The sequence below is a fragment of the Cypionkella sp. genome, assembly GCF_036782355.1.
In the GTDB taxonomy this organism is placed as follows: Bacteria; Pseudomonadota; Alphaproteobacteria; order Rhodobacterales; family Rhodobacteraceae; genus Cypionkella.
Genome location: NZ_DAIPZF010000032.1, coordinates 1 through 16,662, shown reverse-complemented (window position 1 = coordinate 16,662; position 16,662 = coordinate 1). Strand labels below are relative to the sequence as shown.

The following is a 16,662-nucleotide window of genomic DNA, read 5'->3' as shown; positions in this document are numbered from 1 at the left end:
TAACCCTTGAACCGCGCGGGTAAATCTTTATCTCTAGCTCCACCCGCCGCGACGATTTCGACGCATCCCGCCATGCCACGACGAGGGGCTCTTTTATGTCTTTAGCGCTGATTGCAGCCTTGCCATTCATAGGCGCGCTGGTTGCGGCCCTTGCCAGCCGGTTTGGCCGCACCGCCGCCACGCTGGCCGCAAGTGCCTGCACCGCCACGGCTTTGGCCGCGATCTTGGCCTATCTGCCGCAGGTTTTGGCGGGCACAGTGGTCACCACCCGCTTTGACTGGTTGCCACAGCTGGGCCTGAATGCCGAATTTCGGCTGGATGGTTTGGGGGTTTTGTTCGCGATCCTGATCCTTGGCATTGGTCTTTTGATCCAGCTTTATGCGCGGTTTTATCTGGACAGCTCTGACCCCTATGGCCGCTTCATCACGTTTTTGATGCTGTTCCAAGGTGCGATGCTGGGCATTGTGATTTCAGACAACATCCTGCTTTTGCTGGTTTTTTGGGAGATGACATCGCTGTCGTCCTTCCTTTTGATCGGCTATTGGAACCACCTTGCCGCAGGCCGCCAAGGCGCGCGGATGGCGCTTGCGATCACCGGCGGCGGCGGGCTTGCGATGATCGCGGGCATGCTGCTGTTGGGCCAGATTGCTGGCAGCTACACGCTGTCAGACATCCTGTCGCAGCGCGAGGTGATCCAAGCCAGCCCGCTTTATCTGCCAGCACTTTTGCTGATCTTGACCGGCGCTTTCGCCAAATCGGCGCAGTTTCCCTTTCATTTCTGGTTGCCGCACGCCATGGCCGCCCCAACGCCAGTTTCGGCCTATCTGCATTCGGCGACGATGGTGAAGGCGGGGCTGTTCCTGATGGCGCGGCTGTGGCCAGTGTTGTCGGGCACCGAGGCGTGGTTCCTGATTGTCGCCTCTACGGGGCTATTGACCATGGCCTTTGCCGCCAAGGTGGCGCTGTTCAAGGATGATCTGAAGGCGATTTTGGCCTATTCCACCGTCAGCCATTTGGGGCTGATCACCTTTTTGTTCGGCCTTGGCACCGAGGCCGCAGCCCTTGCCGCGGTGTTTCATATTCTGTGTCACGCCACCTTTAAGGCGGCGCTGTTCATGGTGGCAGGCATTGTCGATCACGAGGCCCATACCCGCGACATTCGTCTGCTGGGCGGCTTGCGTCGTGTGATGCCGGTGACCTTTGTGCTGGCCACGATTGCAACCCTGTCGATGGCGGGGGTGCCGCTGCTGAACGGGTTTCTCTCGAAGGAGATGATGCTGGAAGAGGCCGCACATACGGCTTGGCTGGGCAACAGCTGGATCGTGCCTGCGATGGCAACCTTGGCTGCGATGCTCTCGGTTGGCTATGCGCTGCGGTTCTTGGTGCAGGGCTTTTTGGGCACATCGCGCAATGACGACAGCTATAGCCCGCATGACCCAAGCTGGGGGCTTTTGGCCTCGCCGGCGCTGCTGGCGGTGCTGGTGGTCGCGATTGGCCTGATGCCGATGACGCTGGCGGCCTGGCTGGTGGATAGCGCCAGCGCCGCCGTGACTGGCGCCACGCCAAAGGCCTATATCAAGCTGTGGCACGGGCTGGAAAGCCCCGCACTTTACATGTCTTTGTTTGCCTTTGGCGGCGGTTTCATTCTGCTGGGCAGCTATGACCGTTTGCGCGCCCTCTGGGAGGCCACGCCGCGCCCCGAGGCCAAAGCGCTGTTTGACACAAGCCTGAACGGGCTGACCCGCGCCGCCCGCGCGCTGACCGAGCGGATGCATGACGGCGATCTGGCGCGCAGCTTTGCGCTGGCGATTGTCACCATGCTGGTGCTGGCGGCCTATGCCTTTGGCAGCGGCAGCCATGTTGCTGGCAGCCGCGCACTGACGCCGGTGCCGCTGGATGTCGGGGCGGCTTGGCTGGTGCTGGCTTTGGCGAGTCTGGCCGCCACGGTGATGCACCACCGCCGGCTTTTGTCGCTGCTGCTGGTCGGGATCATCGGGCTGATCTTGTCGGCGGGCTTTGCCTATCTGGCAGCCCCAGACCTTGCGCTGACCCAGATCACGGTCGAGGTGGTCACCGTGGTGCTGATGCTGCTGGCGCTGAACTTTCTGCCCGCCACCACCCCGCGCGAGACCACTGCGCTGCGCAAACTGCGCGACGGTGCGGTGGCCGTGGCGGCAGGTCTTGGCACCACTCTGCTTGCCTTTGCACTGCTGACGCGCGAGGCCGCCTTTGCCCCGATCTCGGCCTTTCATCTGGCGCAATCGAAACCGGGCGCGGGCGGCACCAATGCGGTCAACACCATTATCGTCGATTTCCGCGGCTTTGACACTTACGGCGAGATCATCGTGCTGGGGATTGCAGCGATTTTGATCTTTGCCTTGGTCGAGGGGCTTTTGGTGACCAAATGGCGTATCATTCCCCCCGCCACCGACCCAGATGCAGGCGACGCGCATCCGGTGATGCTGCGGGTGGCGACGCGGTTCATCCTGCCAATTGCGATGATGGTCGGCACCTATCTGTTCCTGCGCGGCCATAACCAACCCGGCGGCGGCTTTGTCGCGGGTCTGGTCTTTGCCATCGGTCTGGTGATGCAATATATGGCCTCTGGCATCGAATGGACCTCGGCGCGGCGGCGCTATCCCTATCAAACCGTGATCGGTGCAGGCGTGCTGATCGCCAGTGCGACGGGGATCGGCTCTTGGGTTGCGGGGCGGCCGTTCCTGACCTCGAACTACGGTTATTTCCATATTCCGCTGGTGGGCGAGGTTGAACTGGCCACCGCTGCGCTGTTCGATCTGGGGGTTTTCCTCTGTGTGCTGGGGGCGGTGATGCTGGCGCTGGACGCCATTGCGCGACTTGCCAAAGGAGCAAACTGATGGAACTTCTTGTCGCAATCGCCATTGGCACGCTGACCAGTTCTGGGGTCTATCTGATGCTGCGCCAGCGCAGTTTTTCGGTGATTTTGGGGCTGTCGCTGCTGTCTTATGCGGTCAATCTGTTCATCTTTGCCGCAGGCCGGCTTGCGCCTGATCTGCCGCCGATCATCAGCAAAACCGCGCTTGGCTATACCGATCCGCTGCCGCAAGCCTTGGTACTGACCGCAATCGTGATTTCCTTTGGCATGACGGCGGTGCTGGTGATCATGGCGATTGGCGCTTACCTGACCTCGGGCGCGGATGATGTCGCCCTGACCCAAGCACCGACAGACGAGGGCCAAGCATGAGCAATCTGATCATTGCCCCGATCATCCTGCCTGCGGTTCTGGCCGGGCTTTTGGTGATCTTGCGCCCAAGTATTGGCCTGCAACGCATCATTTCGGGCGCAGGCGCGCTGGCGCTTTGTGTCATAGCGGTGATGCTGGCGGCCCAAGCCGATACGCCACGCGCGTATTTTCTGGGCAATTGGCCCGCCCCCTTTGGCATTGCCCTGATGTCGGATCGGCTGTCGTCGCTGATGCTGATGCTGACGGCGGCGCTGGGGCTTTTGGTGCTGATCCATGTGGCCAGCACCGGATGGGACCGCAGCGGCAAGCATTTTCACACGCTGTTCTTGTTCCAACTGATGGGGCTGAATGGCGCGTTTCTGACCGCTGATGCCTTTAACCTATTCGTGTTTTTCGAGGTGCTGCTGATTGCCTCTTATGGGCTGATGGTGCATGGCGGCGGGCGGGATCGGCTGCGCGCGGGCGTGCAATATGTGGCGTTTAACCTGCTGGGCTCCTCGCTGTTTCTGATTGCGCTGGCGACGATCTATGCGGTGACGGGCACGCTCAATATGGCCGATCTGGCGGTCAAGCTGCCCGAACTGCCAGCGGGCGACAGCGCTTTGCTGCGGGTGGCGGCGGTGCTGGTGATGATGGTCTTTGCGATCAAGGCCGCGATGGTGCCGCTGCAATTCTGGCTGCCTGCCACCTATGCCAATGCCCCTGCCCCTGTGGCCGCACTGTTTGCGGTGATGACCAAGGTCGGGGCCTATGCGCTGATCCGCTTTGGCACGCTGGTGTTTCCAACCGATCTGGCCGCCACCGGCACGCTGATCCAAGATCTGCTGCAACCGGCGGCGATCATCACCATGGTGATCGGCGCCATCGGGGTTTTGGGCAGCCGCGAGCTGCCGCGTCTGGTTGCCTTTTCGGCGCTGGGGTCGATGGGGCTGCTGCTGATTGCGGTTTCGGCCTTTACCCCGCAGGCGACGGCGGCGGCGCTTTATTATCTGATCCATTCGACACTGGCGATGGCGGCGCTGTTCTTGCTGTCTGATCTGGTGCCCAATCGCCGCGATGGGCTGACGGCGGCGCTGTTTATGGCGGCGGCGGTCGCCATGGCGGGCATGCCGCCGCTGTCGGGCTTTGTCGGTAAGCTTTTGATCATGGACGCGCTGCGCGCCTCAGCGCCGCTGATCTGGACGCTGATCTTGCTGTCGTCGCTTTTGACCATGCTGGGTCTTGCCCGTATCGGATCCGGCCTGTTCTGGAAGGCCGAAGCGCCGCGCCCCTCGGACAGCATCGCGCCCTTTGCACCCTTGGCCACGGTGCTGTGCCTCAGCGCGCTTTTGGCACTGACGCTGGGCGCAGGGCCGATCCTGACATGGCTAGAGGCCACAGCGCAAAACCTGCACGCACCTGCCGCTTATATCGCGGCACTTTCCCTTGGCGCAGGAGGCTGACCCATGCAGAAGCTTTTCCCACATCCCTACCTTTCGGCCACACTTCTGCTGACCTGGGTGCTGCTGATGAATAGCATTGGCCCAGGCGCCGTGCTGATGGGTGGGTTTCTGGGCGTGGTGATCCCGCTGCTGACAGCTCCCTATTGGCCTGAACATGCGGCGATGAAACACCCGCTGCGACTTGTGGCCTATATCGGTCTGGTGCTGGGCGATGTTGTGGTCTCAAGCATCCAAGTTGCGGCGATCATTCTCTTCAAACCGGTGGATCAGATCCAATCGGCGTGGATCTGCGTGCCGATTGACCTGCCCAGCCCCGAGGCCCAAGCCCTCCTGGCCGGCACCATTACCATGACCCCCGGCACACTGACCGCAGATTTCGCCGCCGACGGCAAATCACTGTTGATCCATTCGCTGCACGCCCCAGACCCCGATGCCGTCTGCGCCGAGATCAAGTCCCGCTACGAGGCCCGCCTGAAAAGGATCTTCACCTGATGCTTGACTATGCCCTGAGCTTTGCAATCAGCTGCTTTGCGCTGGCCCTGCTGCTGACGCTTTGGCGTCTGGCCACCGCGCCCACCATCCCCGACCGTATTCTGGCGGTGGATACGATGGTGGTGAATGTAATCGCCCTGATCGTGCTGTATTCTCTGATGCGGGGCCACGCCTTGAACTTTGAGGCGGCCATGCTGTTTTCGATGACAGGCTTCGTGTCGACCGTAGCCTTTTGCAAATACCTGTTGCGGCGGAGCATTATCGAATGAGCATGGTCACCGAAATCCTGATCTCGACGCTTTTGGTCATTAGCGGGGTCTTTGGCCTGATCGGCAGCTTTGGCTTACTGAAGCTGCGCGATGCGATGCAAAGGCTGCATGCCCCGACAAAGGCCACCACAATCGGCGTAGGTGCGGCGCTTATTGCCTCGGCGCTGAACACTTGGCTGATCGCAGGCCAAGTCACCTGGCACGAAGTGATGGTCTCGGTGTTCTTGTTTATAACGGCACCACTTTCGGCGCTATATCTGGCGAAATCGCATATCGCCACAACGGTCGACCGCAGCAAAATTCCCCCCACCGCGACCAAGGCTCCCTGGGCCGAATTGCGGCGCGTGCCAAAGGGCTGATCAGACTCAGATCCCAACTCTGCCTCTGCTTACGGCTGCGTTGCAAATCATCGGGACAAAGCGGCCTTTTGGTTCAAGTCATCAAGAGGGCTGGCTCGGTCTGATTTTTGCCATGCCACATGGACAGCGATTTCAGGTTCAGCCATCGCGCAGTCGGATGCAGCGGGAATGAAAGCCGCATTGGTCTTATTGCGGTCTGATTTCGGTCCGATGCAAGCCCGCCACGCAAGCTGACCAATCGGTCAAAAGACCGCCGTCGCAGGCCACAGCCCCCTTGCAAGCCAGCCCACAGAAAGGCAACCTGTGCCCAACCCGAAAGCAGAGGCCCCGATGCACAGCCTGACCGAAGCCAAACTGCACCTGCCGCAAGTCACCCATCCGCGCAATCCGGGGATGCCGCTTGATCTGGATTGGGTGGCGAATGTCCAGGCCAATACCTCGGCCATTGAACGCCGCGCGGCAACGATCACCAGCCGACGCTCGGTCAAAAATGACTTCCAAGCGGCTTGGCTGCTCAAAGCAATCAGCCTGATCGACCTTACCACCCTGTCAGGCGATGATACGCCAGAGCGCGTCAAACGGCTTTGCGCCAAAGCCCGCCAACCCGTGGCGCCGGCGATGCTGGAAAAACTTGGGCTGCAAGGCCTGACCACAGGCGCGGTCTGTGTCTATCACGAAATGGTCGAAACCGCCGTCCGCGCATTGGAAGGCAGCAATATCCCAGTGGCTGCCGTCTCAACCGGCTTCCCTGCGGGCCTGTCTCCCTACCGTCTGCGCATCGCTGAAATCGGCGAATCTGTGCGGGCAGGCGCGCGCGAAATCGACATCGTGATCTCGCGCCGGCATGTGCTGACCGGAAATTGGCATGCACTCTACGAGGAGATGTCCGAGATGCGCGCCGCCTGCGGCGAGGCCCATGTCAAAGCCATCCTCGCCACGGGCGAGCTGCAAACCCTGCGTAACGTCGCACGCGCCAGCCTTGTCTGCATGATGGCCGGCGCTGATTTCATCAAAACCTCGACCGGCAAAGAAAGCGTCAACGCCACCCTGCCTGTCAGCCTGACCATGATCCGCTGCATCCGCGACTACCAAGACCGCAGTGGCGTCAAAGTCGGATATAAACCCGCAGGTGGCATATCAAAAGCCAAAGATGCCCTGCCCTATCTTGCCCTGATGAAAGACGAACTCGGGCATGCCTGGCTGCAACCCGAGCTGTTCCGCTTTGGCGCCTCTTCCCTTCTTGGCGACATCGAACGCCAGTTGGACCATTATCTTAGCGGTCACTATTCGGCCGCCAATCGCCATGCCTTGGCTTAAATGATCGGCCTGCACACCAAAGGGGCTCTGCCCCTCGCGGCGCTGCCGCTCACCCCGGGATATTTATGCCAAGATGAAAGCCCACAGCAGATTTCATCTTGGTCCAAATATCCCCGCCGGAGGCGCATGTCTGCCACAGGCGTTTACACTTCCCGCTTGCATCACTCGATCTGCCAAAGGACACTCTCATGACAACCGTGCGCGACATCTTTGACAGCATGGCCTATGGTCCGGCCCCCGAAAACAACGCAGAGGCCTTGGCATGGCTGCGCAAGAATGGATCTTTTGGGCATTGGATTGATGGCGGCTTTACCTCAGCCGCGGCGGGTTTTGCTACGACCAATCCTGCGACTGGGCAGGTTTTGGCACAGGTCAGCCAAGGAACTTTGGCAGATATTGACGTAGCCGTACAGGCGGCGCGGCGCGCGCAGGGGAAATGGGCCAAGCGTTCGGGGGCCGAGCGCGCGCGGGTGCTTTATGCTTTGGCGCGGCTGGTTCAAAAGCATGCGCGGCTTTTTGCAGTGCTGGAGGTGATGGATACCGGCAAGCCGATCCGCGAGGCGCGCGACATCGACATTCCTTTGGTGGCACGGCATTTCTACTATCATGCAGGCCTTGCACAGTTGATTGACAGCGAGTTGCCCGGCCAAGCCCCGCTTGGGGTTTGCGGCGCGGTGATCCCATGGAACTTTCCTTTGCTGATGCTTGCTTGGAAGGTCGCGCCTGCTTTGGCTGCGGGCAATTGCGTGGTGTTAAAGCCTGCTGAATACACCCCCTTGACCGCCTTGCTTTTTGCCGAGCTGTCGCGTGAGGCCGGTCTGCCCAAAGGGGTTTTGAACATTGTCACTGGCGATGGTGACACCGGCGCTGCCCTTGTTGCCCATCCTGATGTCAATAAGATCGCCTTTACCGGATCAACCGCCGTGGGCCGCCAAATCCGCGAGGCGACGGCAGGCACGGGTAAGGCGCTGACTTTGGAGCTTGGCGGGAAATCGCCCTATATTGTCTTTGAAGACGCCGATCTGGACAGTGCGGTCGAAGGGCTCGTCGATGCGATCTGGTTCAATCAGGGGCAGGTCTGTTGCGCAGGCTCGCGGCTTTTGGTGCAAGAGGGCATTGCCGAGCGGTTCCATGACAAGCTGCGTCGGCGCATGGATGGTTTGCGCATCGGCGATCCTTTGGACAAGGCGATTGACATCGGGGCGATCATTGACCCCAGCCAATTGGCCCGCATTCGCGCGATGGTGGACGCCAATACCGAAGGCGAGACCTATCATGCCGCTTGTGCCCTGCCCGCGGGCTGTTTTTACCCGCCTACGCTGATCACTGGCCTGCAAGCCTCATCCACCCTGATGCAGGAAGAAATCTTTGGGCCGGTCTTGGTCTCGATGACCTTTCGCACCCCGTCCGAGGCGGTCGAGCTTGCCAACAACAGCCGCTATGGCCTTGCTGCCAGTGTCTGGAGCGAAAACGTCAACCTTGCCTTGGATATTGCGCCCAAGCTGAAGGTGGGCGTGGTCTGGGTCAATGCCAGCAATTTGTTTGATGCCGCCGCAGGCTTTGGCGGGGTGCGCGAAAGCGGTTTTGGTCGTGAAGGCGGGTGGGAGGGGCTGCTGGCCTATCTGAAACCTGCGGGCAAGACCAAGGCCTTGCCGCAGATCAAAGCACAACCGGCCCCCGCAAAGCCCGAGGTCAGCGGCATCGACCGCACCGCCAAGCTGTTCATCGCCGGCAAACAGGCCCGCCCTGATGGTGGTTATTCCCAAGCGATCTGGTCGCCCAAGGGCAAATTGCTGGGCCACATCGGGCTTGGTGGCCGCAAAGACATTCGCAACGCGGTCGAAGCCGCGCAAGCCGCCAAAGGCTGGGCGAAAAGCACGGCGCATGGCCGCGCGCAAATCCTTTACTACATCGCCGAGAACCTTTCAGCGCGCCGTGCCGAATTTGCTGGCCGTCTGCGCGATATGACCGGCACTTCAGGCGAGGCCGAGGTCGAGGCCGCTATCAACCGGCTGTTCACCTATGCCGCTTGGGCCGATAAGTTTGAAGGCGCGGTCAAACCGGTGCCAATGCGCGGTGTCGCACTTGCAATGAACGAACCCTGCGGCGTGATCGCAGCGCTGTGCCCGAATGAAGCCCCGCTTTTGGGTCTGATCTCGCTAATGGCGCCGGCGATTGCGATGGGCAACACCTGCGTTTTGGTGCCATCCGAGGTGGCGCCACTGTCTGCAACCGACTTTTATCAGGTGCTTGAGACCTCTGATCTGCCCGCAGGCGTGGTTAATATCGTCACCGGCGCGCATGCCGACCTTGCCAAGCCCATCGCAGGGCATGGCGATATCGACGCGGTGTGGTGTTTTTCTGCCGCCGCACTTTCAGAAGTAGTGGAGCGCAATTCCGCCACCAACCTGAAACGCACTTGGGTCAATCACGGCCAAGCCCGCGATTGGGCCGCGCCGAGTGCCGAAGGCCGCGAATTCTTGCGCGCAGCCACTGAGGTGAAAACAATCTGGGTGCCCTATGGCGAATAGATCCAAAACCGATACGCAATCGCGCTGGAAATATAGCCTTTAGGATAAAATTCCCCCTTAACATATGTTAAAAATCTGTCATCACAGCCATGCAGTCCCCTAAGGGGCAGCGTTTTTGTCATGAGTGGCCAGTTGGGCCAAAAAATGTGGGGACCATTTGGATGCTAAACGAATTTAAAGCCTTCATTGCCAAGGGCAATGTTATGGATCTGGCTGTGGGTATCATCATCGGCGCGGCTTTTACCGCGATCGTTGGCAGCCTTGTGTCAGATCTGATCAACCCGATCATCGGGCTTATCCTTGGTGGCGTGGATTTCACCAATATGTATGTGGTGCTGAAAGGCAGCGTGCCGGATGGCGCAAGCTTGGCCGCTGCACGCGATGCCGGCGCTGCCGTCTTCGCCTATGGCGCTTTCGTCACTGCCGTAATCAACTTTTTGATCATCGCTTTCGTCGTGTTCATGTTGATCCGCACGGTCAATAAAATCATGCCAAAGGCACCAGCAGCACCGGCTGCACCCGCAGGCCCAACCGAGGTTGATCTGCTGAAAGACATCCTTGTTGCCCTTAAGAAGTAAGCTTTAGCTGCCGCGGCCAGATACCCGCGGCAGCGCGTGCGGGCGGGGGTCGATCCCCTGCCCGCACGCCCGCCTGTTTCTACATCGCCAAGGCCTGCGCGCCGGTGATGCTTGCCATGCCCAAAGCCTCGCCGACCGCCTTATAGGTCAGCTGGCCCGCATGCACGTTCAGCCCCGCCAACAGATGTTTGTCGTCCGCACAGGCCTGCTTCCAGCCCTTATTGGCCAGCGCCAGCATAAAGGGCATCGTCGCATTGCCCAGCGCCAGCGTCGAGGTGCGCGCCACCGCCCCCGGCATATTGGCGACGCAATAATGCATGATGCCATCGACCTCATAGATCGGATCCTGATGCGTGGTGGCCCGGCTGGTCTCGAAACACCCGCCTTGGTCGATCGCCACATCCACCAAAGCCGCACCCGGTTTCAGCTCCGAGAGTTGCGCCCGCGAAATCAGCTTGGGCGCCGCAGCCCCGGGGATCAGCACCGCGCCGATGATCAGATCAGCCGCGCGCGCAAGCTCGATTGTGGTGGCCGCATCGGCATAGCTGCATTTGAACTGACCACCAAAGACATCATCCAGATAGCGCAGCCGGTTGATCGAGCGGTCCAGCACCGTCACATCCGCACCCATGCCGGCGCTGATTTTCGCGGCATGGGTGCCGACGACACCGCCGCCAATCACCAAAACCTTGGCCGGCAAAACCCCCGGCACGCCGCCCATCAACACGCCGCGTCCGCCATTGGCCTTTTGCAGCGTCCAAGCCCCGACCTGCGGTGCAAGTCGGCCTGCAACCTCGGACATCGGCGCAAGCAGCGGCAACCCGCCGCGATCATCGGTCACGGTTTCATAGGCGATGCAGGTCGCCCCGCTGGCCAGCAGGTCTTTGGTCTGCGCAGGGTCTGGCGCAAGGTGCAGATAGGTGAACAGAATCTGACCCTCGCGCAGCATCTTGCGCTCGCCCGCTTGCGGCTCTTTGACCTTGACGATCATATCGGCGGCGGCAAAAATCTCGGCCGCCGTGGCGATGATCTTGGCCCCTGCAGCACTATAATCGGCATCGGTAAAGCCTGCACCAACCCCAGCCATGGTTTCGATCATCACGGCATGGCCGGCGTTGACCGCTTCGCGCACCGCATTCGGCGTCATGCCAACCCGAAATTCCTGCGGCTTGATCTCTTTTGGACATCCGATTTTCATAGCTCTCTCCCTTTTGAATTTCTCGTCCCTGACCAAAGCTTGGTGCAATCGCGCCGCCGATGCTTTGGAATTTGTCTGGTCAAAAGCGGGCCGCGTGATAGATTCAGCGACAAATACCACCTTTGACGAAAGAAGCTGCGATGACCGTGACATTAGACGCCACCGACCGCCGGATCTTGGGCGTGCTGCAAAAGGACGGGCGGATCACAAATGCTGATCTGTCGGAGCGGGTGAATCTGTCGCCCTCGGCCTGCCACCGCCGCGTGCAACTGCTGGAAGAGGCGGGGTTTATCGCCGGTTATGTCGCACTTTTGGACGCGCGCCGCATGGGCAAACCGACGACGGTTTTTGTTGAAATCACCCTGCAATCGCAGGCCGAAGATCTGCTCGATGCCTTTGAACGCGCCATTGCCCGGGTGCCAGATGTTTTGGAATGCCATCTGATGGCAGGCACCGCCGATTATCTGATCAAGATCATGGCCGAAGACACCGAAGATTTCGCCCGCATCCACCGCCAGCACCTGTCGCGCCTGCCCGGCGTGCGGCAAATGCAATCGTCATTTGCGCTGCGCACTGTGGTGAAAACCACGGCCCTATCGGTCTGATCGTCACATAATCGTTACAAAAGCCCCGTATCGCAGGCCAAAATCCTCGGAGTTTTTATGCAAAATATCCTCGTGCTCTGCACCGGCAATTCGGCCCGCTCGATTTTGGGCGAGGCGATCTTGAACCGCCTTGGCGCGCTGCGGTTTCAGGCGTTTTCGGCGGGGTCCAAGCCCACCGGCCGCCCCAATCCCTTTGCCATCGCGCTGCTCGATGCCAAGGGCTATGACACCAGCCTTGCGCGTTCGAAATCTTGGGATGAATTTGCCAGCCCAGATGCGCCCAAGCTTGATATCGTCATCACCGTTTGCGATTCTGCCGCCGCCGAATCCTGCCCCTATTGGCCCGGTGCGCCGGTTTCCGCGCATTGGGGCCTGCCTGATCCGGCCAGCGTCACAGGATCAAACGCAGAGATCGCTGCCGCCTTTGCGCAGACCTATGCCGCCCTGACCGCGCGCGTCGAGGCGTTTTTGGCACTGCCCGAGGGCCTACCCCCTGCCGAGATGAAAGCAGCCCTAACCCAGATCGGCAAAATGCCATGACCGCGCGTGCCCTGACAGCCGAGGCGCTTGGCACAGCCCTGTTGGTGACCGCCGTTGTGGGATCGGGCATCATGGCGCAAAGCCTGACCACCGATACAGCACTTGCGCTACTGGCCAATACCATCGCCACGGGGGCGGCGCTGTTCATGCTGATCACCACCTTTGGCGCGGTTTCGGGTGCGCAGTTCAACCCCGCTGTGACGCTGGTTTTTGCGCTGCGCGGCGAGATCGCCCCGAACCTTGCGCTGGCCTATGTGGCGGCGCAAGCCTTGGGCGGGGTGATCGGCACGCTGGCCGCGCATGCAATGTTTGATCTGGCGCTTTTGCAAACCTCGACCCATATCCGCACCGGCGCGCCGCAATATCTGGCTGAAATCATTGCAACCTTTGGCCTGATCCTTGCCATTCTGGGCGCGATCAACGCCAAGGCCAATGTCGCCACCACCGTGGCCTGCTATATCACTGCGGCCTATTGGTTCACCGCATCCACCAGTTTTGCCAACCCCGCCGTGGCCTTGGCACGCGCCTTTACCGATACCTTTGCAGGCATCCGCCCTGCCGATCTGGGCGGCTTTTGGGCGGCTGAAGTCGTGGGGGCAGTGCTTGCGGCAGCGCTTGGCGGTTGGCTGTTCAAAAAGACCTAAGGCAAAGAAAAACCCCCGACCTTTAGGGGCGGGGGTTGATCGAAGTGGGGATCGCTCCCCCAGAGTCGCTAACATGGGCGCAATCTGGCTTTCGCCGAATTACATCCCGCCTTCGCGCTGAAGCTTCTTCCGGGCGAGCTTGCGCGCACGGCGCACGGCTTCGGCGGATTCGCGAGCTTTCTTGACGGAGGGTTTCTCGAAATGCTGTTTAAGTTTCATTTCGCGGAACACGCCTTCGCGCTGGAGCTTTTTCTTGAGGGCCCGAAGGGCTTGCTCAACGTTATTATCGCGGACGCTGACCTGCATGTGGTTTTCACCACCTTTCTAAGTTTGAGTTGCACTGAATGTGCAGGCTTGGCGGCCATAGCAAAGTGGCGCAGACTTGTCTACCATGGCAAAGGAGAGGCGGGGCAATGGAACAGGAAAACAGCATGGAAAGCGCAAAATCGCGGATTCTAGAGGCAAGTCTTGGCCATGCAGCCTTTGATGGCTGGTCCGAGGTGACGTTGAAAGCCGCGCTTGATGATTCGGCGGTGGCGCCTGCTTTGGGCCGCGCGCTGTTTCCGCGTGGCGGCATTGATCTGGCGGTGGCCTATCATCTGCAAGGCGACCGCGCCATGCGCACGGCTTTGGCCGCGACCGATCTGACGGCTTTGCGCTATAGCGACCGCGTGGGTTTGGCGATCAAACTGCGCTTGCAGGGGGCGGATAAGGAACTGGTGCGGCGCGGATCGGCGCTGTTTGCGCTGCCCCAGCACGCAGCCGAAGGCGCGCGGCTAATCTGGGGCACTGCTGATGCGGTTTGGACAGCGCTTGGCGACAGCAGTGTCGATTTCAACTGGTATTCCAAACGCGCCACGCTTTCGGCGGTTTATGCAGCCACGGTGCTGTTCTGGCTGGGCGATCAATCAGAGGACGAGGCAGATACTTGGGCCTTTCTGGACCGCAGGCTTGAAAACGTGATGCAGTTTGAAAAGACCAAGGCCAGCCTGCGCGCAAATCCGGTGGCCAAAGCGCTGATGGCAGGCCCGCTGGCGCTGCTGGGCCGCATCCGCGCGCCACAGCCGCAGCCCGGGCTTCCCGGCCAGAATGACCTTTGAAAGGCGATATGATGCCCCATTCTTCCTCGATGTTGGCGATGGAAATCTCGACAGCGGGCGGGCCGGATGTGCTGAAACCCGTATCGGTGCCGGTGCCGGTGCCGCGTCACGGCCAGATCATCGTGCGGCTGGCCTATGCGGGGGTCAACCGGCCTGATGCGCTGCAACGCGCGGGGCTTTACGCGCCGCCCGCCTCTGCCTCGCCCCTGCCGGGGCTCGAGGGCGCAGGCACAGTGGTGGCTATGGGCCCAGGGGTGACGCGCTGGACGATTGGCGATAAGGTCTGCGCGCTGTTTGCAGGCGGGGCCTATGCCGAATATGCCGCCTGCAACGAAGCCCATGCGCTGCCGATCCCACAGGGTATGACGCTGCGCGAAGCCGCCTGCCTGCCCGAGACCTGCTTTACCGTCTGGTCCAATATGGTGATGCGCGGCGGGCTGCGGGCGGGCGAGCGGTTCTTGGTGCATGGCGGATCGTCCGGCATTGGCACCACGGCGGTGCAGATCGCGGCAGCGCTTGGCGCGCGGGTCTTTGCCACCGCCGGTTCGGACGAGAAATGCCGCGCGGTCGAGGCTTTGGGCGCAGAGCGTTGCTTTAACTACAAAACCGAAGATTTCGGCGCCGAGGCTGCCAAGCTGGGCGGTTTTGATCTGATCCTTGACATGGTCGGCGGCCCCTATCTGCCGCGCAACATCCGCGCGCTGGCCGAGGATGGCCGTCTGGTGCAGATCGCGTTTTTGCAAGGCCCGAAGATCGAGCTGAACTTTTCAGAAATCATGATGCGGCGCCTGACGCTAACAGGATCGACGCTGCGGCCGCAATCAGACCAAGCCAAGGCCCGCATTGCAGCGCAGGTCGAGGCCCATATCTGGCCAATGATCGCGCGCGGCGCGTTTCGCGTGGTGATCGACAGCGAATTTTCCCTGCACGACGCCCCTGCCGCGCATTGGCGGCTGGAAAGCTCGGGGCATATCGGCAAGATCGTCATGAAAGTGGAAGAATAACGTCACCGAACTGGCACCGCTGCGTCACAAACCCGGACTAAGGCTTTTTTTGCACCAGCAAAAGGAGCCTGACATGTCCCGCACTCTGCTTAGCCTTACCGTCTGCGCCGCAGCCCTGACCTGCGCCGTCTCTGCCAATGCCCAAAGCTATTCGATCGGTCTTTGGGGCGATATGCCCTATGCCAAGGCCGCTGACGCGCCGTTTATTCCAGCACTTTTGGAAGACATGAACGCCTCGGACATCGCGTTTTCGATCTATGATGGCGACATCAAAGATGGCTCGTCGGAATGCACCGACGCGGTTTATACCGACGCCACCGCGATGTTTAACAGCCTGAAAGCCCCGGTAATCTATGTCTTGGGCGACAACGAATGGACCGATTGCCACCGCACCAACAACGGCGGCTATGACAATCTGGAACGTCTGGACCACATCCGCAAAACCATGTTCTCGACCACTGGCAGCTTTGGCATGGCCAAGATGGATCTGGAACATCAAGGCGCTGCGGGCGAGAAATTTGTTGAAAACACCCGCACCCAAAAAGACGGTGCGATGTTTGTCGGCCTGAACGTGCCCGGCTCGAACAACAACAAAGTCAACGATGAGAAATCCTGCACCAAGAAATCAGCCCGCACCCCCGAGCAATGCGCCGCCGATAACGCAGAATATACCGAGCGTGATGCCGCCAACATTGCTTGGATGAAAGCCAGCTTTGCCAAGGCCAAGGCCGATGGCGACAAAGGCATCATGATCGTGGTGCAGGGCGACGTTGGCTTTGACACCCCCGAAACCGAGGACGATTCCGAGGCCCGCATGGCCGATAAAGACGGCTACGCGGCCTTCTTGGATGCGCTGATCGCAGAGACCAAGGCCTTTGACGGCCAAGTCGCGCTTGTCCACGGTGACACGCATTACTTCAAGATCGACAAACCACTGCCAGATGCGACGCATATGCTGTCGAACTTTACCCGCGTGCAGACCTTTGGCAGCCCCAATGTGCATTGGATCAAGGTCGATGTTGATGCAACCTCGCGCAACGTCTTTACCTTCTCGCCAATGATCGTGGCGGCAAACGCCACAAAGACCTTGGGCGAATAAAACCGATCAGCAGCGGCGCGCCTTGCAAGGGGCGCGCCGATGTCGCTAATCGCCCAGCTTGGCGTGAACCTCGTCCAGATCGACCTCGGCCAGGGGCATCTTATTGGCCGGATTGTCGAAATCATATTTGAACAGCTGAAAATCGCGTTTGTAGATTTCCCAGACCAGATGCTTTGACAGATCGTCAAAGTAATCCTCGACCGGATGCAGCCGCTTTGGCCCGTGCCCTTCGCTTTCGTTAAAGCGCGGAATGCTCTTTAG

17 protein-coding genes and 1 pseudogene are annotated in these 16,662 nt (G+C 60.3%); 15 read left to right on the top strand and 3 right to left on the bottom strand.

What is annotated here, in order from left to right; genetic code table 11:
- Window positions 1–95: 95 nt before the first annotated feature.
- From V7Q10_RS12180 to mscL, 9 genes are all read left to right on the top strand, one after another.
- Entirely contained in the window at window positions 96–2,876 is a 2,781-nt protein-coding gene (locus V7Q10_RS12180; RefSeq protein ID WP_333869378.1) for a monovalent cation/H+ antiporter subunit A, read from the top strand.
- Window positions 2,876–3,223 carry a Na+/H+ antiporter subunit C gene (locus V7Q10_RS12175; protein ID WP_333869377.1) on the top strand — a complete coding sequence of 116 codons (348 nt, stop codon included), beginning with the start codon at window positions 2,876–2,878 and terminating at the stop codon, window positions 3,221–3,223. The genes V7Q10_RS12180 and V7Q10_RS12175 overlap by 1 nt, the downstream gene beginning before the upstream one ends.
- On the top strand, window positions 3,220–4,665 hold the full coding sequence (locus V7Q10_RS12170; RefSeq protein WP_333869376.1) for a monovalent cation/H+ antiporter subunit D: 1,446 nt from the start codon (window positions 3,220–3,222) through the stop codon (window positions 4,663–4,665). Before V7Q10_RS12175 ends, V7Q10_RS12170 begins: the two co-directional genes overlap by 4 nt.
- A 3-nt stretch (window positions 4,666–4,668) precedes the next feature.
- Entirely contained in the window at window positions 4,669–5,157 is a 489-nt protein-coding gene (locus tag V7Q10_RS12165; RefSeq protein ID WP_333869375.1) for a Na+/H+ antiporter subunit E, read from the top strand.
- The gene (locus V7Q10_RS12160) at window positions 5,157–5,426 is read left to right on the top strand and encodes a K+/H+ antiporter subunit F (RefSeq protein WP_333869374.1); all 270 of its coding nucleotides are present in this window, start codon (window positions 5,157–5,159) and stop codon (window positions 5,424–5,426) included. Before V7Q10_RS12165 ends, V7Q10_RS12160 begins: the two co-directional genes overlap by 1 nt.
- Window positions 5,423–5,785 (top strand): Na+/H+ antiporter subunit G, encoded by a 363-nt coding sequence (locus V7Q10_RS12155; RefSeq protein WP_333869373.1) that lies wholly within the window; start codon window positions 5,423–5,425, stop codon window positions 5,783–5,785. Before V7Q10_RS12160 ends, V7Q10_RS12155 begins: the two co-directional genes overlap by 4 nt.
- Window positions 5,786–6,115: 330 nt before the next feature.
- Window positions 6,116–7,102 carry a deoxyribose-phosphate aldolase gene (gene deoC / locus V7Q10_RS12150; protein WP_333869398.1) on the top strand — a complete coding sequence of 329 codons (987 nt, stop codon included), beginning with the start codon at window positions 6,116–6,118 and terminating at the stop codon, window positions 7,100–7,102.
- 188 nt (window positions 7,103–7,290) lie between these two features.
- Complete coding sequence (locus V7Q10_RS12145; protein ID WP_333869372.1) at window positions 7,291–9,633, top strand: aldehyde dehydrogenase family protein; 2,343 nt, start codon at window positions 7,291–7,293, stop codon at window positions 9,631–9,633.
- Between the two features lie 161 nt (window positions 9,634–9,794).
- Window positions 9,795–10,211 carry a large conductance mechanosensitive channel protein MscL gene (mscL, locus tag V7Q10_RS12140; protein ID WP_333869371.1) on the top strand — a complete coding sequence of 139 codons (417 nt, stop codon included), beginning with the start codon at window positions 9,795–9,797 and terminating at the stop codon, window positions 10,209–10,211.
- Between the two features lie 79 nt (window positions 10,212–10,290).
- On the opposite strand, the gene ald is transcribed toward mscL, so the two are convergent.
- Window positions 10,291–11,409, bottom strand: coding sequence for an alanine dehydrogenase (gene ald / locus V7Q10_RS12135; RefSeq protein ID WP_333869370.1), 1,119 nt, complete (start codon window positions 11,407–11,409; stop codon window positions 10,291–10,293).
- Between the two features lie 146 nt (window positions 11,410–11,555).
- Between ald and V7Q10_RS12130 the strand changes: the two genes are divergently transcribed.
- The 3 genes from V7Q10_RS12130 to V7Q10_RS12120 are packed head-to-tail and all read left to right on the top strand — an operon-like array spanning window position 11,556 to window position 13,198.
- A complete protein-coding gene (locus V7Q10_RS12130; protein ID WP_333869397.1) occupies window positions 11,556–12,014 on the top strand; it encodes an Lrp/AsnC family transcriptional regulator in 459 nt (152 codons plus the stop codon).
- 57 nt (window positions 12,015–12,071) lie between these two features.
- Window positions 12,072–12,554, top strand: coding sequence for an arsenate reductase ArsC (locus V7Q10_RS12125; protein WP_333869369.1), 483 nt, complete (start codon window positions 12,072–12,074; stop codon window positions 12,552–12,554).
- Window positions 12,551–13,198, top strand: a complete 648-nt coding sequence (locus tag V7Q10_RS12120) for an MIP/aquaporin family protein (protein WP_333869368.1) — start codon at window positions 12,551–12,553, stop codon at window positions 13,196–13,198. Before V7Q10_RS12125 ends, V7Q10_RS12120 begins: the two co-directional genes overlap by 4 nt.
- Window positions 13,199–13,297: 99 nt before the next feature.
- On the opposite strand, the gene rpsU is transcribed toward V7Q10_RS12120, so the two are convergent.
- Window positions 13,298–13,504 carry a 30S ribosomal protein S21 gene (rpsU, locus tag V7Q10_RS12115; protein ID WP_054008279.1) on the bottom strand — a complete coding sequence of 69 codons (207 nt, stop codon included), beginning with the start codon at window positions 13,502–13,504 and terminating at the stop codon, window positions 13,298–13,300.
- 107 nt (window positions 13,505–13,611) lie between these two features.
- On the opposite strand from rpsU, the gene V7Q10_RS12110 reads away from it, so the two are divergent.
- From V7Q10_RS12110 to V7Q10_RS12100, 3 genes are all read left to right on the top strand, one after another.
- Window positions 13,612–14,298 carry a COQ9 family protein gene (locus V7Q10_RS12110; protein WP_394971880.1) on the top strand — a complete coding sequence of 229 codons (687 nt, stop codon included), beginning with the start codon at window positions 13,612–13,614 and terminating at the stop codon, window positions 14,296–14,298.
- 11 nt (window positions 14,299–14,309) lie between these two features.
- Window positions 14,310–15,302 carry an NAD(P)H-quinone oxidoreductase gene (locus V7Q10_RS12105; RefSeq protein WP_333869366.1) on the top strand — a complete coding sequence of 331 codons (993 nt, stop codon included), beginning with the start codon at window positions 14,310–14,312 and terminating at the stop codon, window positions 15,300–15,302.
- 73 nt (window positions 15,303–15,375) lie between these two features.
- Window positions 15,376–16,401, top strand: a complete 1,026-nt coding sequence (locus V7Q10_RS12100) for a hypothetical protein (protein ID WP_333869365.1) — start codon at window positions 15,376–15,378, stop codon at window positions 16,399–16,401.
- A gap of 45 nt (window positions 16,402–16,446) precedes the next feature.
- Here the strand turns inward: V7Q10_RS12100 and V7Q10_RS12095 are convergent.
- Window positions 16,447–16,662: pseudogene (locus V7Q10_RS12095) on the bottom strand (hypothetical protein); the annotation flags it as partial.